Here is a 26,022-nt window from a genome sequence, read left to right on the forward strand (position 1 = left end):
CCATGCCAGGCCGCAGATCCGCATGACCGACATTCCCGAGAAACGGCCGCACGGGAGCCATCCGAGCGTCGAGGCCGGTGCCGCAGGCCACGAATTCGATTCCGGCAGCGACATCTTCTTCGCCGCCGTGGCGATGACCCGCATGCCGATGGTCGTGGTCGATCCCCATCGGGACGATTGTCCGATCGTGTTCGTGAACCAAGCCTTCCTGGAGATGACCGGCTACACCCGCGAGGAGGTGATCGGACGCAATTGTCGCCTCCTGCAGGGCCCGGACACGGATCCGGCAGCCCGGATGGCCGTTCGTGAGGCGATCGCCCAACGTCGGGACATCGCCATCGAGATCCTCAACTATCGCAAGGACGGCGCCAGCTTCTGGAACGCGCTGTTCGTCAGCCCGGTCTACAACGCGGCCGGCGACCTCGTGTACCTGTTCGGCTCGCAGCTCGATATCACCCGCCACCGCGTCGCCGAGGATTCGCTGCATCAAGCGCAGAAGATGGAGGCCCTGGGCCAACTCACCGGGGCATCGCCCACGACTTCAACAATCTGCTCCAGGTGATCCTGGGCTATGCCGATTCGCTTGCGACCAACCTGGAGCGGCCGGATGCCGACAAGGGGCGGATGAGCCGGGCGGTCGGCAATATCCGTGAGGCGGCCGAGCGGGCCGCGACCCTGACGCAGCAATTGCTGTCCTTCGCCCGCAAACAGCGGCTCGATGGCCGGACCGTCAACCTCAACGAACTCGTCTCCGAGATGAAGGAACTGGCCGGGCGCACCCTCGGCGAGACGGTGACGATCGAAACCGATCTCGCCGCCGACCTCCGGCTCTGTCGGATCGATCCGACCCAGGCCGAGGTCGCGCTGCTCAACGTGCTCATCAATGCCCGCGACGCCATGCCGGAGGGCGGACGGGTCACCATCACGACGCGCAACGAGGAGTCCGGCCGCTCCGACGGCTCGAACCGCCTCGTCAGCGTCTCGGTGACGGATACCGGTGCCGGCATCCCCTCGGACGTGCTGGCGCGGGTGATGGACCCGTTCTTCACCACCAAGGAGGAAGGCAAGGGCACCGGCCTCGGCCTTTCCATGGTCTACGGCTTCGTCAAGCAATCGGGCGGGTCGGTGCAGATCGAGTCGGTGGTGGGGGAGGGCACCACCGTGCGGTTGTCCTTCCCCGCGACCGACGGGGCGGAAGGCTTGGCCAGCCACGAGGCCGCCCCCGCCGAGGAGCGGCCGGGCACCGAGACGATCCTGATCGTCGACGACCGCGCCGACGTGGCCGAACTCGCCCGGGCGATCCTGCGGGATTACGGCTACGGCACGCTGATGGCCCAGCACGGCCGCGAGGCCCTGGAGATCCTGGCCGACCACCCGGAGATCGACCTTCTCTTCTCCGATCTGATCATGCCCGGCGGGATGGACGGCCTGTCCCTGGCCCGCGAGGCGCGTCGCCGTCATCCCGGCCTCAGGATCCTGCTCACCACCGGCTATGCCGAGGCGAGCCTGGAGCGAACCGGAATCGAGCGTCCGGAGTTCGATATTCTGAACAAGCCGTACCGCCGCGCCGAGCTGATCCGGCGCGTGCGGGCGGCCCTCGACACGGCAGGCGGCAAGGCCGGATGAAGACCGGGTTGAACGCCGCCGGCGACATGCGGAGGCGATCCATGCCCCAGGGCGACAAGTCGAAATATACGGACAAGCAGATCCGCAAGGCCGAGCACATCGCCGAGTCCTACGAGTCCCGCGGCGTGCCGGAGAAGGAAGCGGAGTCACGCGCCTGGGCCACCGTCAACAAGGACGATGGCGGCGGCAAGCAGCCGGGCGGCTCGGGCCGGGGCCGCGCGACGGCTCACCCCGCCGCCCACAAGGGCGGCCGCAGCGGTGGCACGGCCTCCGCCTCGCGAACCAAGGAACAGCGCTCGGCCTCGGCGAAGAAGGCCGCCGAGACGAGAAAGAGGAATGAGCAGAAGGCGGGGTGAGCGCCGTTCAGCCCTCTCCCGCACACGGGAGAGGGCTTTTCCCGTGTGCTTACGCGGCCATCGCCGCCTTCAGGTTCTCGTCGACCTTGTCGAGGAAGCCCTCGGTGGTGAGCCACTTCTGGTCGGGGCCGACGAGCAGGGCGAGATCCTTGGTCATGAAACCGGATTCGACGGTGTCGACGCAGACCTTCTCCAGCGTGGAGGCGAAGGTCGCCAGTTCCGCGTTGCCGTCGAGCTTGGCCCGGTGGGCAAGGCCGCGGGTCCAGGCGAAGATCGAGGCGATCGAATTGGTCGAGGTCGCCTTGCCCTTCTGGTGCTCGCGGTAGTGGCGCGTCACCGTGCCGTGGGCGGCCTCGGCCTCCACGGTCTGGCCGTCCGGCGTCATCAGCACAGAGGTCATCAGGCCGAGCGAGCCGAAGCCTTGGGCTGCCGTGTCCGACTGCACGTCGCCGTCATAGTTCTTACAGGCCCAGACATAGCCGCCCGACCACTTGAGGCAGGAGGCCACCATGTCGTCGATCAGGCGGTGCTCGTAGACGAGGCCGAGCGACTGGAACTTCGACTTGAACTCTTCGTCGAACACCTTCTGGAACAGATCCTTGAAGCGGCCGTCATAGACCTTGAGGATGGTGTTCTTGGTCGACAGGTAGACCGGGTATTTGCGGGCCAGGCCGTAGTTGAACGAGGCGCGGGCGAAATCGATGATCGACTGGTCGAGGTTGTACATCGACATCGCGACGCCGGCGTCCGGGAACTTGAACACCTCTTTCTCGATGACGGTGCCGTCATCGCCCTCGAACTTGATGGTGAGCCGGCCCTTGCCCGGCACCTTGAAGTCGGTGGCGCGGTACTGGTCGCCATAGGCATGGCGGCCGATCACGAAGGGCTGGGTCCAGCCCGGCACGAGGCGCGGCACGTTGGAGCAGATGATCGGCTCGCGGAAGATGACGCCGCCGAGGATGTTGCGGATCGTGCCGTTGGGCGAGCGCCACATCTCCTTGAGGTTGAACTCCTTCACGCGGGCCTCGTCCGGCGTGATGGTGGCGCATTTCACGCCGACGCCGTGGCGCTTGATCGCCTCGGCCGCATCGACCGTCACCTGATCGTTGGTGGCGTCGCGGTGCTCGACGCCGAGGTCGTAATAGTCGAGGTCGAGATCGAGGTAGGGGTGGATGAGCTTGTTCTTGATCTCCGCCCAGATGATCCGGGTCATCTCGTCGCCGTCGAGCTCGACGACCGGATTGGCCACCTTGATCTTCGCCATGTCGGTTCCTCGATTGCCCGGTGCCGTGCGCCCGGCCGGCTGCCCTTCGCACGTCTGCCCGGAACCCTGTCGCCGCCCCTATAACGCAGCGCAACAGGGCGACAAAGCCACGGCTCGACGGCCCGTTTCGGACGCGCGATTCTGTTACCGCCCCGTTCCTGGCCCCCTGCCGAGCGGCAGCAGGCGGCGCAAGCGAAACCCGAGCCAGATCAGGATGGCCAGGGCGATCAGGTTCAGCCCCAGGGTGAAATCCTCTCGCGGAGCGAGGGAGAGGGCGTAGCTGCTTTTCCGCGCGGCATCGAACTGCCAGCCCAGCACCAAGCCGCCCTCCGAGGGCGCCCGCAGGAACAGATCCGCCAGGAGCCAGCCGCTCGCCGAGAGGCGGAACGTGAGGTCTGCGCTCACGAACCAGATCGCCTGCGCGAGTTGCACCGGGACGGAGAGGGTGGTCCCGAGGCGATGGTCCTGCCAGAGCGCCACCCCGGCGATCACGCTCGCCGCCAGCACCAGCCCGATGAACAGAACGCCCGGCAGCAGCGTGAGCGGCACCGCGAAGCCGGTCTGGGCCAGATCACGCAGGAACGCCCAGAGGCCGACGAGCCCCCCCTGAATCTCGATCAGCGCCACGAGGGTGCGCAGGCCGGCACGGTCATCCTTCACGGCTTTCGTCATGGCGGCGGGCATAAATCAGCCGGCGCGGCACGGCCACCCCGGGAGACGGCCGAGCCGGCGACGCGCATGTCGGTCCGGTCGAAGAGCGTGTATCCGGTCAGCGTTCAGCGGCCTGGACAAATCCGGCCGGCGCTGCGACGACCCCCGCGCCATTCCACGGCCGATCACAAGGGCCGATCATCAGGAAGGAGACACCATGAGCGACCGCATCATCCTGCGCGCCGGCGAAGCCCTCGTCGCGGGCGGCCCGCCCAACACGGCCTCCGAGCCCGAAGTGATCATCGGCGAGCTCGACGGGCCGGTCGGCACCGCGCTCGCCACCCTGACCGGCGATCAGGTCGTCGGCCATTCCCGCGTCTTCGCGCTGCTCAACACCGACATCATGGTCCGCCCGGTGACGCTCTGCGTCTCCAAGGTGAGCGTGACCGAGAACAAGTACACCTCGATCCTGATGGGCACGGTGCAGTACGCCATCGCCAACGGCGTGCTCGACGCGGTCCGGGCCGGCTACATCCCCAAGGAGAAGGCCAACGACCTCGGCATCATCTGCTCGGTCTGGCTCAGCCCGGGCGTGATCCAGGCGGAGAGCGTCGATCACAAGGCCCTGTTCGACATCCAGCGCCGTGGCATGACCGAGGCGATCCGCAAGGCCATGACCAACGAGCCCTCGATCGACTGGCTGTTGGAGAACCAGGACAAGATCGTCCACAAATACTACCAGATGGGCATCGACGGTAAGATCTGAGCCCTTTCCGATCGCGCGCCGCCGGCCGGGCCGGCGGTGCGCCTCACCGCACAAGCACCCGAGAATGAGCGCCCCCGTCGTCATCCTGGTCGAGCCGCAGCTCGCCGAGAATATCGGCATGACCGCCCGTGCCATGGCCAATTTCGGCCTGTCCGAACTGCGCCTCGTGGCGCCGAAGAACGGTTGGCCCAAGAAGGGGGTGCGCGAGGCGGCCTCCGGCGCCACGCATGTGCTCGACGCGGCCACGGTCTACGCCACGGTGCCCGAGGCCATCGCCGACCTGCACCACCTTCTCGCCACCACCGCCCGCGAGCGCGGTCAGATGAAACGGGTCTTCGCTCCCGAGGAGGCGATGACGGCCACCGCCGGGCGGATCGGACGCGGCGAGCGGGTCGGGCTGATGTTCGGGCGCGAGCGGGTGGGCTTGAGCAACGACGAGGTGTCGCTGGCCGATGCCATCGTCACCTTCCCGGTGACTGAAGAATTTCCGTCGCTCAACCTTGCCCAGGCCGTGCTGCTGATGGGCTATGAGTGGCGCCGCGCCGCCGGTCTCGCCACCCTGCGCTTCTCCGGCGAAATGCTGTCGCCGCCCGCCACCCGCGAGGCGCTTCTCTCGCTGTTCGCGAACCTGGAGGAGACCCTGGCGACCGCCGGCTTCTACCCACCGGAAAAGCAGGAGATCATCGCCCGCAACATGCGCGACATGCTCCACCGCATGGCGATGACCGAGCAGGATGTGCGCACCTTTCGCGGGGCGCTGCGGGCGCTGAACCGGCGCGGGGCCAAGGCCGAGGACGCTTAACTGGTCACACGGTCAGGCCATCCCACCCACGCCCCATCCTGAGGTGGCAGCGCGAAGCGACGCCCTCGAAGGATCCTCCAGGGATCGCGTGGCCTCTGGAACATCCTTCGAGGCTGCTGCGCAGCACCTCAGGATGAGGCGGAGCACGGGACATCGATGTGACGCCTCTGACTGCGGCAGGTTTTGACGGAGGTCTACCGTCCCGCCAACCCGAACCGCGTCAGACAGACATGCTTGGCGAGCGAGCCGGAGGAGATCGGCACGGCCAACGTCGTCCCGTAGGGCGCCCCGGTCGCGACGTCCTCGTCCTCCCGAAAGGCTCCCTGCCTGTAGGTCACCTCGCACTCGTTGAACTTGTTGCAGACCGAGAGCTTGGTGCAGATCGGCCGGCCCGCCCGCTCGTAGATGTAGTAGGTCGCCCCGGAATAGGGCGGCCGGGGGAAGGACTCGGTCCGCACGGTGGTGATGTCCTGAGCTCCCGCGACCGCCGGCCAGAGAACCACCGGCACGAGAACTCCCATCACCGCCGCACGCATCGTCACTTCCCCCGTCAGTCCGGATCTCAGCCGATCCGGATCATGATCTTGCCGACATGGCTCGCCTTGGCCAAGGCCGCCAGGGCGGCGGGGGCCTCGTCGAAGCCGTAGACCGTGTCGATCACCGGCGCGATCCGGTGCAGGGTGATCGACCGGTTCATGTCCTCGAACATCTCCCGGGGTCCGACGGCGACGCCGCGCACGATGCAGCTCGCCCCGAGGATCGCCAGAGGGTCGATGGCCTCGCCCTGCGCCAGCAGGCCGATCAAGCCGATATGGCCGCCGGGCCGGGTCGCGGCGATGGAGCGCGGCAGCGTGCCGGTGCCGCCGACCTCCACCACGTGATCGACCCCGATGCCGTCGGTCAGCCGGCGCACCTCGCGCTCCCAATCGGGATGGTTGCGGTAATTGATGGTGTCGTGGGCGCCGAGCGCGCGGGCCTTCTCCAGCTTGGCGTCGCTCGACGAGGTGGCGATGACCCGCGCCCCCGCCGCCCGAGCGAGCTGGATCGCGAAGACCGACACGCCGCCGGTGCCGAGGGTCAGCACCGTTTCGCCGGCCCGCAGGGGTTTCAGGCCGTAGAGCGCGTTCCAGGCCGTCACCGCTGCGCAGGGCAGCGTCGCGCCTTCCTCGAAGCTGAGATGGTCGGGCAGCGTCACCAGCCCGTCCTCGTCGAAGACCCGGTACTCGGTGAGCACCCCGTCGATGGCGCCGCCGAGGGCCGTCTCCCAGGCATCGGCCACCTGCGCACCGCCGAGCCAGCTCTGCGAGAAGATGCCGGCGACCCGCTCGCCGCCCTTGAACCGCCGCACGCCCTCGCCGAGGGCGACGACCTCGCCGGCGCCGTCGGAGACCGGGATCAGCCGATTCAGATTCACGGCGAAGGGATAGCGTCCCTCGCAGATCAGCATGTCGCGGTAATTGAGTGAGGCCGCCCGCATCCGCACCAGAACCTGCCCGCGGCCCGGTTCGGGGGTGGGGCGCTCGGCGCTCGTCCAACTGTCGAGGCCGTTGGCGGCGGACATCTCGTAGGCGCGCATTCTGCTCTCCCGTCCCGGTGCGTTCGCGAAGGAATGGACGCCCATATGGGAAGAGGCCGCCCGAAGGCGACCTCGTCCTCAACGATCCCGGATCCGGTTCAGACTCTCTCGACGGGGCGATTTCTTGTCGCCGCGATGGAGATTCAGGCGGCGCGCTTGAGGCAGGCCTTGAGGGTGCGCACAAGCATGGTCGGCGCGTAGGGCTTGGGAATGAAACGGGCGCCTTCCGGCATGTCGCCGGGGCCGGGCGTGCCCATGCCCGAGACGATCAGCACCGGGATCTCGGGCCAGCGATGGGCGACGAGGCGGGCAAGGGCGAAACCGTCCATCGACCCCATCGGCATGTCGACATCGGTCATCAGCACCCCGACATCCGGGCGCCCTTCCAGCACCGTCAGGGCCTTGTCGGCATGGGGCGCTTCGAGGACGTTGAACCCTGCCTCCGCCAACGTGTCGGAAGCCTCCATCAGCAGCAGACCGTCATCTTCGACGAGGAGGACGACGGGCGACTCTGCGGAGTGTTCTGTCATGAGGCTGCAAACGATCTCGGGCCGACACTGGTTGCGGGCCTAATTCGCAGATGCAGCAAGGTCAAGGAAGAGGCAGCCTGCAATTGTGCATAGCGGAAAAAAGGCCCTTGACCTCAGGTGTGCAGCCGCGCTCCCCCGGAACGGGCCGGAAGATTCGCCAGAGCCTCCGGGCGCGGACCGCCGGTCGCCCAATCGAGCAGCTCGACCGTATGCAGGATCGGGATGTCGGTGCCCTTCCCGATCTGGGTGGCGCAGCCGATATTGCCGGTGGCGATCAGGTCGGGCTTCACCCGCTCGATATTGGCGACCTTGCGGTCGCGCAGGCGCGCGGCGATCTCCGGCTGGAGGATGTTGTAGGTTCCGGCCGAGCCGCAGCAGATATGGCCCTCGGGCACATCCTTCACCGTGAAGCCGGCCTTCTTGAGCAGGGTCTTCGGTTCGGTGCGGATCGCCTGTCCGTGCTGCATCGAGCAGGCGGAATGGTAGGCCACCACGAGGTCCGTGTCCTCCACCGGCGGCAGCAGGCCGATCTCGGCCATATACTCGGTCACGTCCTTGGCGATGCCCGAGACCCGCGCCGCCTTCTCGGCATAGGCCGGGTCGTCGCGGAACATGAAGCCGTAATCCTTGATGGTGGTGCCGCAGCCCGATGCGGTGACGACGATGGCATCGAGGCCCGGCCCGTCCATCTCGGCGATCCAGGCATCGATGGTGCGCTTGGCGTGGCCGTGGGCGGACTCCTCCTTGCCCATGTGGTGGGTCAGTGCGCCGCAGCAGCCTTCGCCCTTGGGATGGACCACCTCGACGCCGTGGCGGTTGAGCAGGCGGATCGCCGCCTCGTTGAAGTCCGGCCGCAGCACGCTCTGGGCACAGCCGCGCAGCAGCGCCACCCGGCCACGGCGCCGGGCCGGGCCGGCATCCGCACCGGTCTGGAACAGGGCGCTGATCTCCTGCGCCGAGGTGTCGGCGGGGAAGGTGCCGGGGCGGTCGGTCCGGTTGCGGCCGGGAAGCCGGGCGGGTGCGAGGTCGAGCATTGCCGCCAGACGGTTGCCGACGCGCGGCAGCCGGGCGACCAGCGGGCGCAGCGGCGCGCCGACCTTGGCGGCGAGCAGCGCCAGCCGGAACCGGTTCGGGTAGGGCAGGACCAAGGCCAGCAGCCCGCGCAGCAGCCGGTCGGAGAGCGGGCGCTTGTAGGTCTTCTCGATATGGGTGCGGGCGTGATCGACGAGGTGCATGTAATGCACGCCCGAGGGGCAGGTCGTCATGCAGGACAGGCAGGAGAGGCAGCGGTCGACATGCTTGACCACCTCGCGGCTGGCCGCCTTGCCGCCCTCCAGCATGTCCTTGATGAGGTAGATTCGTCCGCGCGGGGAATCGAGCTCGTCACCCAGGAGAAGGTAGGTCGGGCAGGTCGCGGTGCAGAAGCCGCAATGGACGCAGGTCCGCAGGATCTTTTCCGAGGCCGCCATGGCGGGGTCGGCGAGCTGCGCGGGGGCGAAGTTGGTCTGCACGACACGCCTCGATGCATCTTCTTGCTTGGTCGCGTCTCTTAGAACCGTTCCCGATACCCCCGCAATCGGGAACGGTTCTAAGCTGTTGTTTTGTCGCGTACCGCACGCAACCTAAGGGGCGAGATTCTCACCGCTCCCGCGACACCGTGAGCAGGCGGGCGATGAACCAGATCGGCACCACCACCGCCGCGCCCGCCAGGATCCAGCGGCCGAAATCGTGGAAGGTCTCGAGCCCGAGATCGATCAGCGACCGGGTCAGGTCGTAGAGCCGCCAGAACAGCAGGCCCGGCGTCAGGCCGAGCATCGCCATCACCGCGCCGACCAGCACGGAGAGGAACAGAAGCTTGACCAGAACCGCCGCCGGCGAACCGCCGAGGAAGCGGTGCAAGGCGGAGCGGCGGCGCGGCTCACCGTGATGCGGCTGGGCCGGATAGGCGCCGTGGTCGAGCGCGGCGCGCCGCCGCGAATCGTGATCGCCGATCATTCAGCCCTTATCCTCACGCTGCCGTCGATGAAGCGTGTCCACCTCGCCACGGCGTTGCCGATGCGCCACATCCGGGTGAAACCGCCCATTCGCGCCGGCATTCAGCCCGTTCGGGATGGCAGCCAGATGGCATCGCCGAGCGTTCCACTCAAGATGGCGGCCAGCATCTGGGCCTGCCTCCCGCGATGCTCCTTCCACCGCAGACGACCCGATAAAGGCCATGATCGACCACGCTCTGTTCGACCCGGCGACGATCGATGCCGAGACGAAGGCGCTCAATGCCGAGATCGTGGCGGCCCATGCCGCGCAGGCCGACCCCTGGTCGCTGCCGATCGAGGAGGTACGGGCGCGCCGCCGGGCGGGTACGCAGGCCTCGCCGGCCATGCCGCGCAGTGCCCGCGCCGAAACGCTGACCATCGAAGGCCCCGGCGGCCCGCTGGCGCTGCGGGTGATCCGCCCGCAGGGCAAGGCGCGGGGTGCCTATCTCCATATCCACCGGGGCGGCTGGGTCTGGGGCGCGGCCGACGAGCAGGATCCCTGGCTCGAACGGATTGCCGATACCTGCGGCTTCATCTGTTTGTCCGTCGAGTACCGGCTGGCGCCGGAGCATCCCTATCCCGCCGCCCTGGAGGATTGCGAGGCAGCGGCTCTGTGGCTCGCCGGACCGGGCAAGGCGGAGTTCGGGATCAGCGCCCTGACCATCGGCGGCGAGTCGGTCGGGGCGCATCTGGCAGTGATGACGCTGCTGCGCCTGCGCGACCGCCACGGGCTGCCGCGCGCCTTCCGCGGCGCCAATCTCAATGCCGGCTTCTACGATCTCGGCCTGACCCCGAGCGTGCGGCTCTGGGGCGAGGAGCGGCTGGTCATCAACACCACCGACCTCAAGCGCTTCGCCGACGGCTATGTCCGCGAGGGCATCGACCGGCGCCGGCCGGACGTCTCGCCGCTCTACGCCGACCTGAAGGGCCTGCCGCCCGCCCTGTTCACCGTCGGCACCGCCGACCCGCTCCTCGACGACACGCTCTACATGTCGGCCCGCTGGGCAGCGGCCAACAATGGTGGCCACACCGCCGTCTATGCCGGCGGCTGCCACATCTTCGTGCGCTATCCCGGCGCGCTGAGCGAGCGGGCCCTGGAGCTGATCGACCGCTTCCTGATGGCGCTGGCGTGACGCGGTGACGAGGCGCGGCCCGCGCCTTACCTGAGGGCCATCTTGATCCACGGATCTCCCGACCAATCCCTCATCCTGAAGTGCTGCGAGAGCGGCCTCGAAGGCTCGTCCGGCACTCACCTCGCTGGCTGGAGGATCCTTCGAGGCTCCGCTTCGCTTCGCACCTCAGGATGAGGATGGGGACGGGAGATCCGCCTTCTTGCGGGCTCGAAATTCTTGCAGGCTCCGAGCCGGGCGCAGTCCCCAACCCTCCCGCCGCGCTTCGCCGCGTGGTTCGCCTCCCGCGGCTGGTCTCCGCGCCCCCATCAGCTCGAATTGCTGGCGACCGTCCAGGCCGGGCGCTCGGCGTTGCTCGTGGCCCCCACGGGCGCGGGCAAGACCCTGGCCGGCTTCCTGCCGAGCCTCGTCGCGCTGAGCGAGCGGACCACCAAGGAGCGGCGGCTCCACACCCTCTACGTCTCGCCGCTCAAGGCGCTCGCCGTCGACATCGCCCGCAATCTGGAGGCGCCGATCGAGGGCATGGGGCTGCCCGTCTCTGTCGAGACACGCACCGGCGACACCCCCGCCCATAAGCGTGCCCGCCAGATCCAGCGCCCGCCGGACATCCTCCTCACCACCCCCGAACAGCTCTCGCTGCTCCTCGCCCATCGCGAGGCAGAGGACTTTTTCGCCGGCCTCCGCACCATCGTGCTCGACGAGTTGCACGCCCTCGTCACCTCAAAGCGCGGCGATCTCCTGTCCCTGGCGCTCGCCCGGCTGCGCCGCCTGGCGCCGGATTCCCGCGCGATCGGCCTCTCGGCCACGGTGCGTGAGCCGGATGAGCTGAGGAAATATCTGGTCTCCCAGAATCCAGGCCGCGTGGCGGGGGAGGGGGAGAGAAAAGGATCTGCCGGGACGGCGATGGCCGATCTCGTCGTGGTGAAGGGCGGCGCCAAGCCCGACCTGCACATGCTCGACGTGAACCGGACGCTTCCCCTCTCCGGCCACACCGCCTGGCACGCGATGCCGGCGATCTACGAGCTGATCCGGCAGCACCGGATGGTGCTGGTCTTCGTCAACACCCGGCTCCAGGCGGAATACACCTTCCAGGAGCTGTGGCGGCTCAACGACGACACCCTGCCCATCGCCCTGCATCACGGCTCGCTCGATGCCACCCAGCGCCGCCGGGTCGAGGCGGCGATGGCGGCGGGGCAACTCCGCGCCATCGTCTGCACCGCGACCCTGGATCTCGGCATCGATTGGGGCGACGTCGATCTCGTCGTCAATGTCGGCGCGCCGAAGGGCGCGAGCCGGATCATGCAGCGGATCGGCCGGGCCAACCACCGCATGGACGAGCCCTCCAAGGCCTATCTCGTCCCCGGCAACCGCTTCGAGATGCTGGAATGCCGGGCCGCCCTCGACGCGGTGGAGGAGGCGGCCCAGGACACGCCCGATGCCCGGCTCGGCGCCCCCGACGTGCTGGCCCAGCACGTCCTCGGCATGGCCTGCGCCGACGCCTTCGATCCGCTCGACCTCTACGAGGAGGTGATCTCGGCGGCCCCCTACGCGACCCTCTCCTGGGAGGATTTCGAGGCGGTGGTCGATTACGTCGCCACCGGCGGCTACGCCCTGCGCGCCTACGAGCGCTTCGCCAAGATCCTGCGCGGGGCGGACGGGAAATGGCGGGTGCGCGATGCGCGGGTGGCGCAGCAATACCGGATGAATATCGGCACCATCGTCGAGTCGACGCATATCAAGGTGCGCATGGCCCGGGCGCTGCGGGGCAAGCCCGGCACCGTGCTGCCCAGGGGCGGGCGGGTGCTCGGCGAGATCGAGGAGGATTTCGCCGAGACGCTCACGACCGGCGACACCTTCCTGTTCGCGGGCGAGGTTCTGCGCTTCGAGGGCTTGGCCGAGGACGAATGCCTCGTCACCCGCGCCGGCCCCGGCACCGATCCGGCCATCCCCTCCTATGCCGGCTCGAAATTTCCGCTCTCGACCTTCCTCGCCGCGCGGGTGCGGGCGATCATCGCCGACCCGTTCGAGTGGGACCGGCTGCCGGCGCAGCTGTCGAACTACCTCGCGCAGCAGCGTAAGCACTCGGCCCTGCCCGGCGAACGCGACCTCCTGGTCGAGACATTCCCGCGCGCCGGGCGCTTCTATCTCACCGCCTTCCCCTTCGAGGGGCGGCTCGCCCATCAGACTTTGGGGATGCTGCTGACCCGCCGGCTCGAACGGGCCCGGCTGCGCCCGCTCGGCTTTGCCGCCAACGATTACGGCATCGCCATCTGGTGCACGAAGGATCTCAGCGAGCGGGCCGCGCTCTCACCGGGCTTCATGGAGGCCTTGTTCGACGAGGACATGCTCGGCGACGATCTGGAGGCGTGGCTCGACGAATCCGCCATGATGAAGCGCACCTTCCGCCAATGCGCGGTGATCGCCGGGCTGATCGAGCGGCGCTTTCCGGGGCAGAAGAAGACCGGGCGGCAGGTCACCATCTCGACCGATCTGATCTACGACGTGCTGCGCCGTCACCAGCCCGACCACCTGCTCCTGCGGGCCGCGCGCCAGGATGCGGCAACCGGACTCCTCGACGTGACCCGCCTCGGCATGATGCTGAGGCGTATCCGGGGGCGAATCACCCACCGGGCGCTGGATCGCGTCTCGCCGCTCTCCGTGTCCGTCATGCTCGAAATCGGGCGCGAGCGGGTCTACGGGGAGGGGGCCGACGAAATCCTGGCCGAGGCCGAGGCCGAGCTTCTGCAAGAGGCTCTCGGCTGAAGCGCTCGGCTGAGGCGCCCCGCCTCCGCGACACTCGGCGAGACATTTGGGAAGATCACGTTGGCACTCGGCCAGAAACTCGAAAAGACCGTGAAGGGCACCGACCACCCGCTTGCCGGGGAGGCCCTGAGCCTCGACCGCACCGGCGCCCTGTGGCTGCCCGAACACCGCACCCTGGTGGTGTCGGACCTGCACCTGGAGAAGGGCTCCTCCTTCGCCGCCCGCTCCGGTCAGTTCCTGCCGCCCTACGACACCCGCGAGACCCTGGCCTGCCTGCACGAGGTGATCCAGCGGCTCGACCCCGCCTGCGTGGTGGCTCTGGGCGATTCCTTCCACGATGCCCGCGGCCCCGAGCGGATGGAGCCCGGCGACCGGGCGATGTTGGCCGCCCTGCAGGAGGGGCGCGACTGGGTCTGGATCGCCGGCAACCACGATGCGGCGGTGAGCGAAGGGGTCGGCGGCCGCTATTGTGAAACACTGAGGATCGGCGGCCTGACGCTGCGCCACGAGCCGCTGGCCGGAGCGGGGGAGGGCGAGATTGCCGGCCACCTTCATCCCTGCGGCAAGGTCAGCATGCGCGGCCGCTCCGTGCGCCGCCGCTGCTTCGTCGGCGACGGCCACCGCCTCGTGATGCCGGCCTTCGGCGCCTATACCGGCGGCCTCAATGTGCGGGATTCGGCTTTCGAGCCGCTGTTTCCGAACGGCTTCACCGCCTACCTGCTGGGCGACGGACGCGTCTTCGCCATCGGCAGGACGATGCTGGGACGGGATTGAAGGCGGGATTGAAGGTAAGGGCACCGAAGCCTCGAACGGGCTTCGGTGTAGGGAGACGGGACGATCAGAAGGCCGGCCCGCGGCAATTCACACGCAGACGCTCTTCACGAATGAAGGCGTTCGCTTCGGCCCTGGTTCGGAAGGACCGGCGGCGCCCCTCCGAAACCACGATCCAGCCGAACCATCGCAGTTTGTACGCTTTCATCATGATCACCTCCGATCATGATGTACGCCCGGCCCATGCAAGCGAGAAATCGGTCGGCCGCGCCTTACGCGGCCACCAGCAAAGCCGCCCCCGCGACGCCCGACAGCGCCAGACGTAGCCGGCCCATCCAGTTGGGGACCAGCCCCCGGCGGGCGAGATCCTGATCGACGAGGCCCCAGAGCAGCACCAGGGCACCGAGGACGCGCAGATCCCAGGGCGCCGGGGCGGCCAGCGCCGCCCAGGCGAGCAGCGAGGGCACGATGGCGAGGCAATAATCGCTCCAGCCGGCCCCGCGTGCCGCCGCTGCGCCCCAGCGGATGCCACCGAGGAAGGAGGCGATCACCGCGCCGTAGGCGGAGAGGATGGTGCGCGGCGACAGGCCGATGGTGCCGAGCCCGACATCCGAGCCGCTGACCGACAGGGCCGCGAAGCCCACGAACGGGATCAGCCCCGCGATGCCGAGCAGAACCGCGCTCGCCGGAACCGTGGTCAGCCGCCCCATACCATCTCCCCGGCGGCTCGCGGCCCGATGCCCGGGTGAGCCATCGACAACCGGAGCCTTCCGAATCCTCTTAAACGCGCAGATCGGTCTCCGTCCCGCAACCGGGACCATTTGTTGCAGGAGGCGCCGGGCTCCGCATCACCGCGCCTCAATCAGCGCTGGACATCCGCAGGAGCGGCATGGCTCGCCGCCGCCCGCGCCTGCAGGATGGTCCGGTCCTATCCAGCCCGCTTGGTCCGTCCCCATGCCCCTCCGCTCCCCGGACCTGAGACCCGCCCTGAGCCGCCTGCGCCGGACTTCGACCGATGCCTGGACACAGTGGCGCAGGCGGGCCCTGTTCCTGGCCGGCGGTGTCTGCGTCGGCTTGGCCGCGGTCCTGATGGCCAAGGCGGCGGATGCGGCGCAGACCGTTTTTCGCCACGGCCTCGGTCTCTCACCAGGGATGGCGCTTCTCCTCTGCCCGGCCGGGTTCGCCCTGGCCGCATGGCTCGCCCGGACGGTCTTCCCGAACTCCCAGGGCTCCGGCATCCCGCAGGTGATCGCTGCCCGCGCCCTCGACGAGGGCAGCGCGCGCCACGCGCTGATCTCCCTGAAGGTCGCCGCCGGCAAGGTCACCGTGATGTGCCTCGGGCTCCTGTGCGGCGCCTCGATCGGCCGCGAAGGGCCGACGGTGCAGGTCGGCGCGGCGATCATGGCGGCTTTCGGCCGCCTCAGCCCCGAGCGGATGCGCGGTCTGCTGCTGGCGGGCGGCGCGGCCGGGGTCGCCGCCGCCTTCAACACGCCGCTGGCCGGCATCGTGTTCGGCATCGAGGAGTTGGGCCGCGCCTATGACAGCAGGGGCAGCGCCCTCGTCGTCGCCACCATCGTCGCCGCCGGCCTGACCTCCCTCGCGATCCTCGGCGACTACACCTATTTCGGCACCTCGGACGCTCAGCTTTCCCTGGCCGCCGGATGGCTGGCCGTGCCGGTGCTCGGCGTGGCCGGAGGACTGGCCGGCGGCCTGTTCAGCCGCATCGTCATCGCCGTCAGTCGCGGCCTGCCGGGCCGGGCGGGCCGCCTGATCTCGCGCCACGCCGTCCCGTTCGCCGCCCTGTGCGGCTTCGGCGTCGCCCTGTGCGGGCTGGCCTCCGGCGGCGCGGTCTACGGCACCGGCTACGAGGAGGCGCGGGCGATCCTCCACGGCGAGGCGGCGCCACGCTGGGATTTCGCGCCGCTGAAGTTCCTGGCCACCGTGCTCTCGTCGGTCAGCGGCATCCCCGGCGGCCTGTTCGCCCCCTCGCTCGCCGTCGGCGCGGGGATCGGTGCCGAGGCGAGCCTGCTCCTCCCGCATGTACCGGTCGGCGCGCTCGTGCTGATCGGCATGACCGCCTACCTGACCGGAGTGCTCCAGGCGCCGATCACCTCCTTCGTGATCGTCACCGAGATGACCCAGAACCACACCATGATGATCCCGCTGATGCTCGCGGCGCTGATCGCCGACGCGGTATCGAAGACGGTGTGCCGGGGCGGCCTGTATCACACGCTGGCGGAGGTGCTGGTGCGCCGCGCCGCCGGACAGCCGAAAGGCTGATGAGGAGCTGAAACGCTCGACCGCGACGGAACGCCGCCGGCCTTCGGGAAGTTACTGCTCCGCTTAAGTTTCGGAGTGAACTGCCATGACGCTTCTCAAGTGGGCCGCCATCGCCTTCGTCATCTCGCTCGTCGCGGGTGCCCTCGGCTTCACCGGCATTGCCTCCGGGGCGAGTTCCATCGCCCGCATCCTGTTCGGCCTGTTCCTGGTGCTCGCCATCGTCATCGTGGTGATCGCGCTGGCCGTCGGCCAAGCGGTGTTCTGAACGGCACCGCTTTCTCTCGCGCAGGCGCCCGTTGGATCGGCGCCAAGGACGACCTTCGGACCCGCGCATCCCGGTGCGCGGGTCGCTTTCGTCAGAAATGGCTGAACGAGGCGCTCGCGAAGGCCATCGCCCGCCCCTCCGCATCGCGGAAACGCGGCGGCCCGTCCCCGGCCTCGACGGTGCCGATCTCCGTCGCCGGCACCCCGGCTTTCTCGGCCTCGGCGAGGAAGCCGGCCAGATGGTCGGGCGGCACCGCGCACAGGATCTCGTAATCGTCCCCCCCGGTCAGGGCCACGGAGAGGCGGCCGTGATCGCGGGCGATGGCGGCCCGCGCGGCGGCCGAGAGCGGCACCTGCGCCGTCTCGATCCGCGCGGTGAGACCGGTCCCCGCGAGCATCTTTCCGAGATCGCCGACGAGGCCGTCGGAAATGTCCATCGCCGCGCGGGCATGGCGGCGCAGGGCGGGAATCAGCCTGAGGCGCGGATTCGGATGCAGGTAGCGGTCGAGCAGCGCGTCGCGATGGGCCGCCTCAAGGCCGGGATCGGGTGCGAGGCGCAGGGCGAGCCCGAGGGCGGCATCGCCGATGCTGCCGCTGACGCAGAGGCGGTCACCCGCCCGCGCCGCCTGACGCCGCAGCATCGCCCCTGCCGGCACCTCGCCGAAGGCGGTCACGCCGATCAGCGCCGGGCCGCCGGAGCGCACGGTGTCGCCGCCCAGGAGCGGACAGCCATGGCTGCGGCTCGCCGCGCCGAGGCCTTCGGCGAAGGCGGCGAGCCACGCCTCGCTCCAATCGTCCGGCAAAGCGAGGGTCAGCAGGAAGCCACGGGGATCGGCCCCCTTGGCCGCCAGATCGGACAGGTTCACCCCGAGCGCCTTGACGGCAATGGAGCCGGGGGGATCCTCCGGGAAGTAATGCACGCCGGCCACGATCGCGTCGGCGGTGACCACGAGGTCGTGGCCCGGTCGCGGCGTCAGGCTGGCGGCGTCGTCGCGCAGGCCCTCGGCGCCGGGGCCGGCGAGGGGCGCGAAGTAGCGGGCGATCAGCGCCTCTTCGCCCGCACGCGCCACGGCCCGTTCAGGCCTTCTTCGACGGTGCGGCCGGGATGCCGAACTCGGTGGAGCGCACCTCGCGGCCGACCCGGTCGAGCACCGCGTTGACCATGCCCGGCTCGTCGCCGCCATAGAAGCTGTGGGCGACATCGACATATTCCGAGATCGCCGCCCGGGCCGGCACGTCCTTACGGAACATCAGCTCGTAGGCGCCCGCCCGCAGGATCGCGCGCAGCACCACCTCCAGGCGGCGCAGCGGCCAGCCCTTGGCCAGGGCCGCGTCGAGCTTCGGGTCGATGGCGCGCTGCTCCTCGACGGCGCCGCGCAGCACGTCGCGGAAGAAGGCGGTCTCGGCCGGCGGGTGGACGACGCCGTCGATCTCCTGGCCGATCCAGAAGGCCTCGAACTCGGCGAGGGCATCGATCACGCCCTTGTCCGAGATCTCCATCTCGTAGAGCGCCTGGACCACGGCGAGGCGGGCGCCGGTGCGGGTGTTGGTCTTCGGCTGGGCCGGCGTATCGGCGGGCTGGTTCATCGGGCGGATTCCAGATTGGCGGCGCGCTTGATGGCGAGGAGGCTGAGCGCCGCCTCCGCCGCACCGCCGCCCTTGTTCATCTCGGAGACCCGGGCACGGGCAAGCGCCTGCTCCATGGTCTCGACGGTGAGGATGCCGTTGCCGAGCGGCAGATGTTCGGCGACGGAGAGATCCATCAGCGCGCGGGCGCTTTCCCCCGCGACGATATCGTAATGCCCCGTTTCGCCCCGGATCACGCAGCCGAGCGCCACCACCGCGTCGAAGGGGCCGCCGGCCCTGCGGCCGGCATCGAGCAGGATCGCGATGGCCGCCGGGATCTCCAGGGCGCCCGGCACGGTGACCACCCGCGCCTCGGCGCCGACGGCCTCGATCGCCGCACGGGCGCCCGCGAGCAGCTCGTCGGCGATGTCGTCGTAGTAGCGCGCCTCCACCACCAGCACGCGGGTGCCGGCGAGGCTCTCCAGGATGCTGTTCGGGGTGTCCGCGTCTCGGCTTCGGGATACCATGCGTGTGACGTTCCCTCGATGGGTTCGCGCCCTCGAAGGGTTCGCGGAAGTGCGGGGCGGGCCGGAGGGTTAGCCCAAGAGCCGCGCGCTCCACAAGCGCCGGCGGACGAGGGCCAGCCCAGAATGGCACGCGGGGACGCCCGGAGCGGCTCGACCAGTTCAGACCGCAGATCAGACCGGAAGCCGATCAGGTCGAGATCCCACAGAAACAATTAACCCGGTGGAAGTCGGCCGGCGGATAGACTTCGGATCACAGGAACCCGGTGATCGACCCTCGGTCCCGTGGCGGTGACGGGGGTATCCGGCATGGCGATGGCGCGCGCTCGAAGGGCGGAGACCGCCCTCGCGGACCAACGGACGCACGAGGACGGCGCGGCCGGAACGCGGCCGGTTCCGCTGGTGATCGACCTCGACGGCACATTGCTGCGCACCGATCTGCTGCTGGAGGGCATGATCGCCCTGCTGCGGCGCAACTGGCTCGCCCTCTTCGCGATGCTGTTCTGGCTGCCGCAGGGCCGGGCCTCCTTCAAGCACAAAGTCGCGGAGGCGGCCGGCCTCGACGTCGCGACGCTGCCGGTCAACGAAGCGCTGCTGGCCCATATCGAGGCGCAGAAGGCGGCGGGCCGCGAGATCGTGCTGGCCACCGCCGCCGACGAGCTGATGGCCCTGCGCGCCCTGCGGTGCTTTCCCGTCTTCGACCGGGTGATCGCCAGTGACGGGGTGACGAACCTCAAGGGTGAGGCCAAGGCAGCGCAGCTGCGGGCGCTCTATCCGCAGGGTTTCGACTATGCCGGCGACGCGGCCAACGACCTGCCGGTCTGGGCGGCCGCACGCCGGGTGATCGTCGTCGAGGCGCCCGCATCCGTCCTGCGGGCGGCGCGGGCCCTCGGCAAGCCGGTCGAGGCCATCCCCGCCGCCCCGCGCGCCCGCGCGCTGCTCAAGGCCCTGCGCCCGCATCAATGGGCCAAGAACGCGCTGGTCTTCCTTCCGCTCGTTCTCGGCGGTCTGGCCGGAGAGGCGAAAGCTTGGTCTGTCGCCGGTGTCGCCTTCCTGGCGCTCGGGCTCGTCGCCTCGGCGAGCTACCTGCTCAACGACCTCCTCGATCTCGCCCATGACCGCGCCCATTGGTCGAAGCGCGAGCGGCCCCTGGCGAGCGGGCGGCTGCCGCTCGTCGCCGGCCTGACCGCGATGCTCGCCGGCCTCGCGGGCGGCCTCACCGCCGCCGCCGCCGCCGGGCCGGCGGTGCTCGGCGGCGTCCTCGCCTATCTCGGCCTGACGCTGGTCTACTCCGTCTGGCTCAAACGGGTGCCGATGCTCGACGCGCTGATCCTGGGCGGCCTGTTCACCCTGCGCCTCGCCATCGGTGTGGCGGCGGTGGCGGTGCCGTGGTCGCCCTGGCTCCTGACCTTCTCGATGTTCCTGTTCACCTCCCTGTCCTTCGCCAAGCGCCATACGGAGCTGCGCGGGGCGGTGAGGCGGGGCCGGTCCGGCCCCATTGCGGGCCGTGGCTACCAGCCGGCGGACGAGGCGGTGGTGCTCGCCTTCGGCATCGCCTCGGGCCTCGCCAGCGTCCTGATCTTCATCCTTTATCTCGCCAACGAGGCGTTCCGCCACGCGGTGCTCGCCGCGCCCCTAGCCCTCTGGAGCTTCCCGCTGATCCTCGTCCTGTTCATGGGCCGGGTCTGGCTGCTGGCGGGCCGCGACGCGCTCCACGACGACCCGGTCGCCTTCGCGGTCAAGGACCGGCCGAGCCTGGCCCTCGCCGCGCTCGCGGGCTTCGCCTTCGCGGTGGCCGCCTTCGGCCCGCCGCCGGGCATCCCGCTGCCGGGGATCGCCCAATGGTGAGCCGGGAGGTCGTCCGCTTCCTGATCGCCGGCGGCTCGGCGGCGGCGATCAACTGGCTGGCGCGGATCCCACTCTCGCTCATCCTCCCGTTCGAGGCGGCCCTCGTGGCGGCCTATGCTGTTGGTATGGTCGCGGGCTTCTGGCTCTACCGCGTCTTCGTCTTTCGCGGCGCGGCGCGGGGGTCGCTGCGCGGGCAGCTTCCGCTGTTCCTGGCGGTCAATGCCTGCGGCGTGGGCGTGGTGCTCGCGGTCAGCACGCTCGCCGTCGCGGCCCTGGGCGGCCTGCTGCCGGGGCTGGGACCGACCGTCGCCGAGAAGCTCGGCCATGGCCTCGGAGTCGGCGCCGGAGCGGTGGCGAATTACCTCGGCCACCGGCTCCTGACCTTCGGGGCGGCGCTCCGCGCCGCGCCGCATCCGCAATCCGGCCTCGACCCTCTCACCGCCTCCTCCGACGGGACGTGATCCCGGGTCGGCCAGAGGCCGCGGCGGAACGGGATCACCCCTGGGTCAGCCCCCGCGCCTCGGCGAGACGGGCAGCGTAGCGGGCGATGAGATCGACCTCCAGGTTGATCCGGTCGCCCGCGCGGCGCTCGTCCCAGGTCGTCACCGAGAGGCTGTGCGGGATCAGCAGCACCGAGAAATCCGTGCCGGACACCGCGTTGACGGTGAGCGAGGTGCCGTCGAGGCAGACGGAGCCCTTCTCGGCGATGAACCCGGCCAGGGCGGCCGGCGCCCGCAGGGTGAAACGCTCGCTGGCGCCCCAGGGATTGTCCTCGCCCGTCACGGTCTCGCGGGCGAGGATCTCGGCGACGCCGTCGACATGGCCGGTGACGAGATGGCCGCCCATCTCGTCGCCGAGCTTCAGCGAGCGTTCGAGGTTCACCCGCGTGCCCTCGCGCCACGCGCTGACGGTGGTGCGTGCCAGCGTCTCTGCGGCGGCATCCACGGCGAAGCGGCAGCCCGTCCCGTGCGGCTCCACCGCGACGGCGGTGAGGCAGGGGCCGGAGCAGGCGATGGAGGCGCCGAGCGCGATGCCGGCGGGATCGTAGGCGCTCTCGATCACGATGCGCCGCAGGCGGTCGGAGCCCTCGATCGAGACGACCCGGCCGACATCGGTGACGAGCCCGGTGAACATGTCAGATCCTCTCGTAGGTCACGGCGATATCGGGGCCGAGGATTCGGGTTTCGATTTCCGCAAGCTCGCCCTCCGCGAGGCGGCGGGCAAGCCTCGGCCCGAGGGCCAGCAGGCCGCCGGCCTCACCCAGGATGGCGGGGCCGGTGATGAGGGTGCAGGCATCGATCAGATCGTGCGCGGCCAGGGCGTCGGCAAGCGCCGGGCCGCCCTCGCTGCAGATCCGTGTCAGGCCCCGCTCGGCCAGGGCCGCCAGGGCGGCGGGCAGGTCGATGCGGCCCTGGGCATCGGTCGGCACGAAAGCGATCTCGACGCCGAAGGAAGCCAGCATCCGCCGGGCATGGGCCGGGGCACCGCGCCCGGTCAGCACCAGGGTCGGCAGGTCGCGGGCACCGCGCACGAGGTGGCTCGCCGGGTTGAGGCGCAGCGTGGAATCGAGAACGATTCGCACCGGCGAGCGGTCGGCGAGTCCGGGAAGGCGCACGGTCAGCGACGGATCGTCGGCCCGCGCCGTACCGATCCCCACCATGATGGCATCGGCATGGGCCCGCCACAGATGCACCGCCCCGTCGGCGATGGGGCCGGTGATCTTCAGCCGCTCGCCGGTCGAGGGCGCGGCGAAGCCGTCACGGGTGCGGGCGAGCTTGAGATGGAGGCTCGGTCTCCCCCGCGTCACCCGGCTGAAATGGCCGCGATGATCGCGGGCGGCCTCCTCGCGCAACAGGCCGGTTTCCACGGTGAGGCCGGCCGCGCGGAGCTGAGCGTGGCCGCGCCCCGCCACCCGCGGATCGGGATCCTCGATCGCGGTAACGACGCGACGGATGCCGGAGGCGATCGTCGCCTCGGTGCAGGGCGGCGTGCGGCCGTAATGCGAGCAGGGCTCCAGGGTGACGTAGAGCGTGGCGCCGCGCGCCGCCTCGCCGGCCATGGCCAGCGCCAGCGGCTCCGCATGCGGACGGCCTCCGGGAGCCGTTACCGCCTGACCGACGATGCGCCCCTCCGCCACCACCACGGCGCCGACGCTCGGATTCGGCCAGGTGCGGCCGAGATTGCGCCGGCCCAGGGCGAGGGCGAGGCGCATGGCACGCCGGTCGAGGGCATGCTGGGAGGACGAGTCCATGGCAGCGCCCGTCATGTCCGCGACCGCGCCGGCCTCCGGCGGCGCGGCTCGGGGACCTCCTCGCTCACCTGCGGGGGAGGGGCCTCGGCCTCCTCCGGCACAAGCACCTCGCCCGCCAGCCTTCCGCCGAGCGTGCCGAGCAGGTCCTGAAAGTCCTGCGCCTCGCGGAAATTCTTGTAGACCGAGGCGAAGCGGACATAGGCCACGTCGTCGAGCCCTTTCAGGCCCTCCATCACCGCCTCGCCGATGGCTTCGCTGGTGACCTCGCCCTCGCCACTGCTCTCCAGGCGGCGGGTAATGCCGCTGACCAGCCGCTCGACCCGTTCGGGATCGACCAAGCGCTTGCGCAACGCCACGTCGATGGAGCGCTGGAGCTTGTCGCGGTCGAAGGGCACGCGCTTTCCCGAGCGCTTCAGCACCACGAGTTCGCGCAACTGCACGCGCTCGAAGGTGGTGAACCGGCCGCCGCAATCCTCGCAGACGCGGCGGCGGCGGATCGCCGAGGAATCCTCGCTCGGCCGCGAATCCTTCACCTGCGTGTCGGTACTACCGCAGAACGGACAGCGCATCGCGCCCACCACCTCGTCCAGAACACCCGGGCGCATCGGCTCGCAGAGGCCGGCAGCCATCTGTCGAGCGGGTCATCCGGGAAGCCGGCTCCTCTCTGCCCCAGCGGACGCTCAAATGCCAGGACCGCGGACTCTCTCCTTTGATCGATCCTTCGGGCATGCGGAGCCGGCTCATCAGGGCATCGAGGCAGGAACGGTTCGCGTTCGCTCAGCCCGGAAACGGAAGCGGCCGCGGATCCGGTGGATCCGCGGCCGCGCCGTACAAAGCTCCTCGGCGAAACGCCGCGGAGCGGTCAGCTGTAGATCGGGAAGCGGTCCGTCAGGGCGTGGACCTTCTCCTTCACCGAAGCCTCGAGAGCGGCATCGCCCTCCTCACCCTTGGCGGCGAGACCGTCGAGCACCTCGACGATGAACGAGCCGACCTGCTTGAACTCGGCGACGCCGAAGCCGCGGGTGGTGCTGGCCGGGGTGCCGAGGCGGATGCCGGAGGTGATCGTCGGCTTCTGCGGGTCGAACGGCACGCCGTTCTTGTTGCAGGTGATATGCGCCCGCGACAGGGCCGCCTCGGCCGCCTTGCCGGTGAGGCCCTTCCGCTGCAGATCGACCAGCATCAGGTGGTTGTCGGTGCCACCGGAGGTGATGTCGTAGCCGCCGGAGATGATGGTGTCGGCCAGCGCCTTGGCGTTGTCGATCACCTGCTTGGCGTAGATCTTGAACTCGGGCTTCAGCGCCTCGCCGAAGGCCACGGCCTTGGCGGCGATGACGTGCATCAGCGGGCCGCCCTGGAGGCCGGGGAAGATCGCCGAGTTGAACTTCTTGGCCAGGGCCTCGTCGTTCGTCAGGATCATGCCGCCGCGCGGACCGCGCAGGGTCTTGTGCGTCGTCGTGGTGGCGACGTGGGCGTGCGGGAACGGCGACGGGTGCAGACCGGCGGCGACGAGGCCGGCGAAGTGGGCCATGTCGACGAAGAAGTAGGCGCCGACGGAATCGGCGATCTCACGGAACTTCGCGAAGTCCCACTGACGCGGGTAGCCCGAGCCGCCGGCGATGATCACCTTCGGCTTGTGCTCCTGGGCGAGGCGCTCGACCTGCTCCATGTCGATGCGCTGATCCTCGCGGCGCACGGTGTAGGAGACCGGCTTGAACCACTTACCCGAGACGTTCGGCGGGGCGCCATGGGTGAGGTGGCCGCCGGCGGCGAGGTCGAGGCCGAGGAAGGTGTCGCCCGGCTGCATCAGGGCCATGAACACGCCCTGGTTCGCCTGCGAGCCGGAATTCGGCTGGACGTTGGCGAAGCCGCAGCCGAACAGGCGCTTGGCGCGGTCGATGGCGAGCTCTTCGGCGATGTCGACGAACTGGCAGCCGCCGTAATAGCGGCGACCCGGATAGCCTTCCGCGTACTTGTTGGTGAGCACCGAGCCCTGCGCTTCGAGCACGGCGCGCGAGACGATGTTCTCGGAGGCGATCAGCTCGATCTCGTGCTGCTGCCGGCCGAGCTCCTGCGAGATCGCCTTGGCGATTTCAGGATCCGTCTCGGCCAGATGAGACGAGAAGAAGGTGTCGAGATCGGTGTTGGCGGACGCGGTTCCGGCACTCATGAGCGTAGCCTCTTTTCGTTGTTTACGGGCAAACCCACCCGTTCTCCCGTCGGCGTTCACGGGGGTGTTTTTCAGGCAGTATTCGTACACGCCGCAGAACGTCAGGCCAAGCACAGGTGATTTTTCGCCTGCGTTCAAAATTTTTGACGGGACCGCGCCGGGTCGCCGCACCGTCGCCGCGAGAGAGCGGCGCCCGCACGCGAAAACACCCGGCACGGGCCGGGTGTGCTTGGCCGATTCAATCGGCGGTGCTGCGGAAAAGCGGCAAGGACGGATTTTTGCGCGGTTTGCCGGCCGCTCAGGCCTGGAGACGGCTCTTCACGTCGCCGAGGCTGGCACGGACGAGATCCTGGGCGGCGGCGCCCTGGAAGCGCTCCCGCAGCAGGGTCTCGGAGACCTTCACCGCAGCGTCGGCGGCGGCGGCACGGACCTGGGCGGCGGCCTGGGCCTCGGCCTGGGCGATCTTGGCTTCGGCGGCCTTGGTGCGCCGGGCCACGAACTCGTTCAGGCGGGCATGGCCCTCGGCAGCGAGGCGCTCGGCATCCTCGCGGGCGTTGGCGACGATGGCCTCGGCCTCCTTCTCTGCCTCGGCCCGGCGGCGCTTGTAGTCCGCGAGCACGGCCGCGGCCTCTTCCCGCAGGCGGCGGGCCTCGTCGAGCTCGTGGCGCACGCGCTTGGCGCGGTTGTCGAGCCCGCTGGTCATCATCGAGAAGCCGCCGACCCGCCAGACGATGGCCAGGAAGGCCACGAAGGCGACAGCGACCCAGAATTCAGCGGTCAACAGCATGTCGGTCTCAAGCTCTCGGTCGGCGCTCCGCCCGGCGGGCCGGGTCGGGGCGGATGGCGGGCCGGCC

General features: G+C 69.7%; 26 protein-coding genes and 1 pseudogene. 11 read left to right on the forward strand and 16 right to left on the reverse strand.

What is annotated here, in order from left to right:
* The first annotated feature begins 22 nt into the window (after positions 1-22).
* Positions 23-1,626 (forward strand): annotated as a pseudogene (locus MZTS_RS12320) (hybrid sensor histidine kinase/response regulator).
* Positions 1,627-1,667: 41 nt separating this feature from the next.
* The gene (locus tag MZTS_RS12325; RefSeq protein ID WP_192284069.1) at positions 1,668-1,982 is read left to right on the forward strand and encodes a plasmid stabilization protein; all 315 of its coding nucleotides are present in this window, start codon (positions 1,668-1,670) and stop codon (positions 1,980-1,982) included.
* Positions 1,983-2,031: 49 nt separating this feature from the next.
* Here MZTS_RS12325 and MZTS_RS12330 read toward each other — a convergent pair whose 3' ends face one another.
* Together MZTS_RS12330 and MZTS_RS12335 are read right to left on the reverse strand one after the other, a co-directional pair.
* Positions 2,032-3,246 carry an NADP-dependent isocitrate dehydrogenase gene (locus tag MZTS_RS12330; protein WP_192284070.1) on the reverse strand — a complete coding sequence of 405 codons (1,215 nt, stop codon included), beginning with the start codon at positions 3,244-3,246 and terminating at the stop codon, positions 2,032-2,034.
* Between the two features lie 144 nt (positions 3,247-3,390).
* Entirely contained in the window at positions 3,391-3,918 is a 528-nt protein-coding gene (locus MZTS_RS12335; RefSeq protein WP_192284071.1) for a hypothetical protein, read from the reverse strand.
* Positions 3,919-4,114: 196 nt separating this feature from the next.
* Here MZTS_RS12335 and MZTS_RS12340 point away from each other — a divergent pair, with 196 nt between their 5' ends.
* On the forward strand, positions 4,115-4,663 hold the full coding sequence (locus MZTS_RS12340) for a formaldehyde-activating enzyme (protein WP_192284072.1): 549 nt from the start codon (positions 4,115-4,117) through the stop codon (positions 4,661-4,663).
* Positions 4,664-4,727: 64 nt separating this feature from the next.
* Positions 4,728-5,465, forward strand: a complete 738-nt coding sequence (locus MZTS_RS12345; protein ID WP_192284073.1) for an RNA methyltransferase — start codon at positions 4,728-4,730, stop codon at positions 5,463-5,465.
* 194 nt (positions 5,466-5,659) lie between these two features.
* On the opposite strand, the gene MZTS_RS12350 is transcribed toward MZTS_RS12345, so the two are convergent.
* The 5 genes from MZTS_RS12350 to MZTS_RS12370 form a co-directional block, all read right to left on the reverse strand.
* On the reverse strand, positions 5,660-6,001 hold the full coding sequence (locus MZTS_RS12350; protein ID WP_192284074.1) for a hypothetical protein: 342 nt from the start codon (positions 5,999-6,001) through the stop codon (positions 5,660-5,662).
* A gap of 26 nt (positions 6,002-6,027) precedes the next feature.
* Positions 6,028-7,041 (reverse strand): zinc-dependent alcohol dehydrogenase family protein, encoded by a 1,014-nt coding sequence (locus MZTS_RS12355; RefSeq protein WP_009866763.1) that lies wholly within the window; start codon positions 7,039-7,041, stop codon positions 6,028-6,030.
* Positions 7,042-7,184: 143 nt separating this feature from the next.
* Positions 7,185-7,571, reverse strand: a complete 387-nt coding sequence (locus MZTS_RS12360; RefSeq protein WP_009866762.1) for a response regulator — start codon at positions 7,569-7,571, stop codon at positions 7,185-7,187.
* Positions 7,572-7,684: 113 nt separating this feature from the next.
* Positions 7,685-9,082 carry a heterodisulfide reductase-related iron-sulfur binding cluster gene (locus MZTS_RS12365; RefSeq protein WP_192284075.1) on the reverse strand — a complete coding sequence of 466 codons (1,398 nt, stop codon included), beginning with the start codon at positions 9,080-9,082 and terminating at the stop codon, positions 7,685-7,687.
* Between the two features lie 127 nt (positions 9,083-9,209).
* Positions 9,210-9,566, reverse strand: coding sequence for a DUF6460 domain-containing protein (locus MZTS_RS12370; protein ID WP_192284076.1), 357 nt, complete (start codon positions 9,564-9,566; stop codon positions 9,210-9,212).
* A gap of 220 nt (positions 9,567-9,786) precedes the next feature.
* Between MZTS_RS12370 and MZTS_RS12375 the strand changes: the two genes are divergently transcribed.
* From MZTS_RS12375 to pdeM, 3 genes are all read left to right on the forward strand, one after another.
* Positions 9,787-10,737: an alpha/beta hydrolase gene (locus tag MZTS_RS12375; RefSeq protein ID WP_192284077.1), complete on the forward strand. Its 951-nt coding sequence runs from the start codon at positions 9,787-9,789 to the stop codon at positions 10,735-10,737.
* A gap of 216 nt (positions 10,738-10,953) precedes the next feature.
* Positions 10,954-13,497, forward strand: coding sequence for a ligase-associated DNA damage response DEXH box helicase (locus MZTS_RS12380; RefSeq protein ID WP_192284078.1), 2,544 nt, complete (start codon positions 10,954-10,956; stop codon positions 13,495-13,497).
* A gap of 60 nt (positions 13,498-13,557) precedes the next feature.
* Positions 13,558-14,271, forward strand: coding sequence for a ligase-associated DNA damage response endonuclease PdeM (gene pdeM, locus MZTS_RS12385; protein WP_192284079.1), 714 nt, complete (start codon positions 13,558-13,560; stop codon positions 14,269-14,271).
* Between the two features lie 269 nt (positions 14,272-14,540).
* Here pdeM and MZTS_RS12390 read toward each other — a convergent pair whose 3' ends face one another.
* A complete protein-coding gene (locus MZTS_RS12390; RefSeq protein WP_009865197.1) occupies positions 14,541-14,978 on the reverse strand; it encodes a DUF3429 domain-containing protein in 438 nt (145 codons plus the stop codon).
* A 244-nt stretch (positions 14,979-15,222) separates the two neighbouring features.
* On the opposite strand from MZTS_RS12390, the gene MZTS_RS12395 reads away from it, so the two are divergent.
* Positions 15,223-16,548 carry a chloride channel protein gene (locus MZTS_RS12395; protein ID WP_192284080.1) on the forward strand — a complete coding sequence of 442 codons (1,326 nt, stop codon included), beginning with the start codon at positions 15,223-15,225 and terminating at the stop codon, positions 16,546-16,548.
* A gap of 85 nt (positions 16,549-16,633) precedes the next feature.
* Positions 16,634-16,813 (forward strand): DUF1328 domain-containing protein, encoded by a 180-nt coding sequence (locus tag MZTS_RS12400; RefSeq protein ID WP_009866949.1) that lies wholly within the window; start codon positions 16,634-16,636, stop codon positions 16,811-16,813.
* A 91-nt stretch (positions 16,814-16,904) separates the two neighbouring features.
* Here MZTS_RS12400 and thiL read toward each other — a convergent pair whose 3' ends face one another.
* Genes thiL through ribH form a run of 3 tightly spaced genes read right to left on the reverse strand, consistent with a single transcriptional unit; the run spans position 16,905 to position 18,905 of the window.
* Positions 16,905-17,882, reverse strand: coding sequence for a thiamine-phosphate kinase (gene thiL / locus MZTS_RS12405; RefSeq protein WP_192284081.1), 978 nt, complete (start codon positions 17,880-17,882; stop codon positions 16,905-16,907).
* Positions 17,883-17,889: 7 nt separating this feature from the next.
* Complete coding sequence (nusB, locus tag MZTS_RS12410) at positions 17,890-18,399, reverse strand: transcription antitermination factor NusB (protein WP_009866952.1); 510 nt, start codon at positions 18,397-18,399, stop codon at positions 17,890-17,892.
* Positions 18,396-18,905, reverse strand: a complete 510-nt coding sequence (gene ribH, locus MZTS_RS12415; RefSeq protein ID WP_009866953.1) for a 6,7-dimethyl-8-ribityllumazine synthase — start codon at positions 18,903-18,905, stop codon at positions 18,396-18,398. The genes nusB and ribH overlap by 4 nt, the downstream gene beginning before the upstream one ends.
* Before the next feature lie 306 nt (positions 18,906-19,211).
* Here ribH and MZTS_RS12420 point away from each other — a divergent pair, with 306 nt between their 5' ends.
* Together MZTS_RS12420 and MZTS_RS12425 are read left to right on the forward strand one after the other, a co-directional pair.
* Complete coding sequence (locus tag MZTS_RS12420) at positions 19,212-20,750, forward strand: UbiA family prenyltransferase (RefSeq protein WP_192284084.1); 1,539 nt, start codon at positions 19,212-19,214, stop codon at positions 20,748-20,750.
* Positions 20,744-21,211, forward strand: coding sequence for a GtrA family protein (locus tag MZTS_RS12425; protein WP_009863787.1), 468 nt, complete (start codon positions 20,744-20,746; stop codon positions 21,209-21,211). The genes MZTS_RS12420 and MZTS_RS12425 overlap by 7 nt, the downstream gene beginning before the upstream one ends.
* A 34-nt stretch (positions 21,212-21,245) precedes the next feature.
* Here MZTS_RS12425 and MZTS_RS12430 read toward each other — a convergent pair whose 3' ends face one another.
* The 5 genes from MZTS_RS12430 to MZTS_RS12450 all read right to left on the reverse strand — a co-directional run bounded on the left by MZTS_RS12430 (position 21,246) and on the right by MZTS_RS12450 (position 25,952).
* The gene (locus tag MZTS_RS12430) at positions 21,246-21,884 is read right to left on the reverse strand and encodes a riboflavin synthase (RefSeq protein WP_009863786.1); all 639 of its coding nucleotides are present in this window, start codon (positions 21,882-21,884) and stop codon (positions 21,246-21,248) included.
* A 1-nt stretch (position 21,885) separates the two neighbouring features.
* On the reverse strand, positions 21,886-23,016 hold the full coding sequence (gene ribD / locus MZTS_RS12435; RefSeq protein WP_192284082.1) for a bifunctional diaminohydroxyphosphoribosylaminopyrimidine deaminase/5-amino-6-(5-phosphoribosylamino)uracil reductase RibD: 1,131 nt from the start codon (positions 23,014-23,016) through the stop codon (positions 21,886-21,888).
* Entirely contained in the window at positions 23,013-23,570 is a 558-nt protein-coding gene (nrdR, locus tag MZTS_RS12440; RefSeq protein WP_192284086.1) for a transcriptional regulator NrdR, read from the reverse strand. The genes ribD and nrdR overlap by 4 nt, the downstream gene beginning before the upstream one ends.
* A 293-nt stretch (positions 23,571-23,863) precedes the next feature.
* On the reverse strand, positions 23,864-25,168 hold the full coding sequence (gene glyA, locus MZTS_RS12445; protein WP_192284083.1) for a serine hydroxymethyltransferase: 1,305 nt from the start codon (positions 25,166-25,168) through the stop codon (positions 23,864-23,866).
* Positions 25,169-25,466: 298 nt separating this feature from the next.
* The gene (locus MZTS_RS12450) at positions 25,467-25,952 is read right to left on the reverse strand and encodes a F0F1 ATP synthase subunit B family protein (protein WP_192284087.1); all 486 of its coding nucleotides are present in this window, start codon (positions 25,950-25,952) and stop codon (positions 25,467-25,469) included.
* Between the last annotated feature and the right edge of the window lie 70 nt (positions 25,953-26,022).

Source organism: Methylorubrum zatmanii (genome assembly GCF_014845115.1).
GTDB classification, from domain to species: Bacteria; Pseudomonadota; Alphaproteobacteria; order Rhizobiales; family Beijerinckiaceae; genus Methylobacterium; species Methylobacterium zatmanii.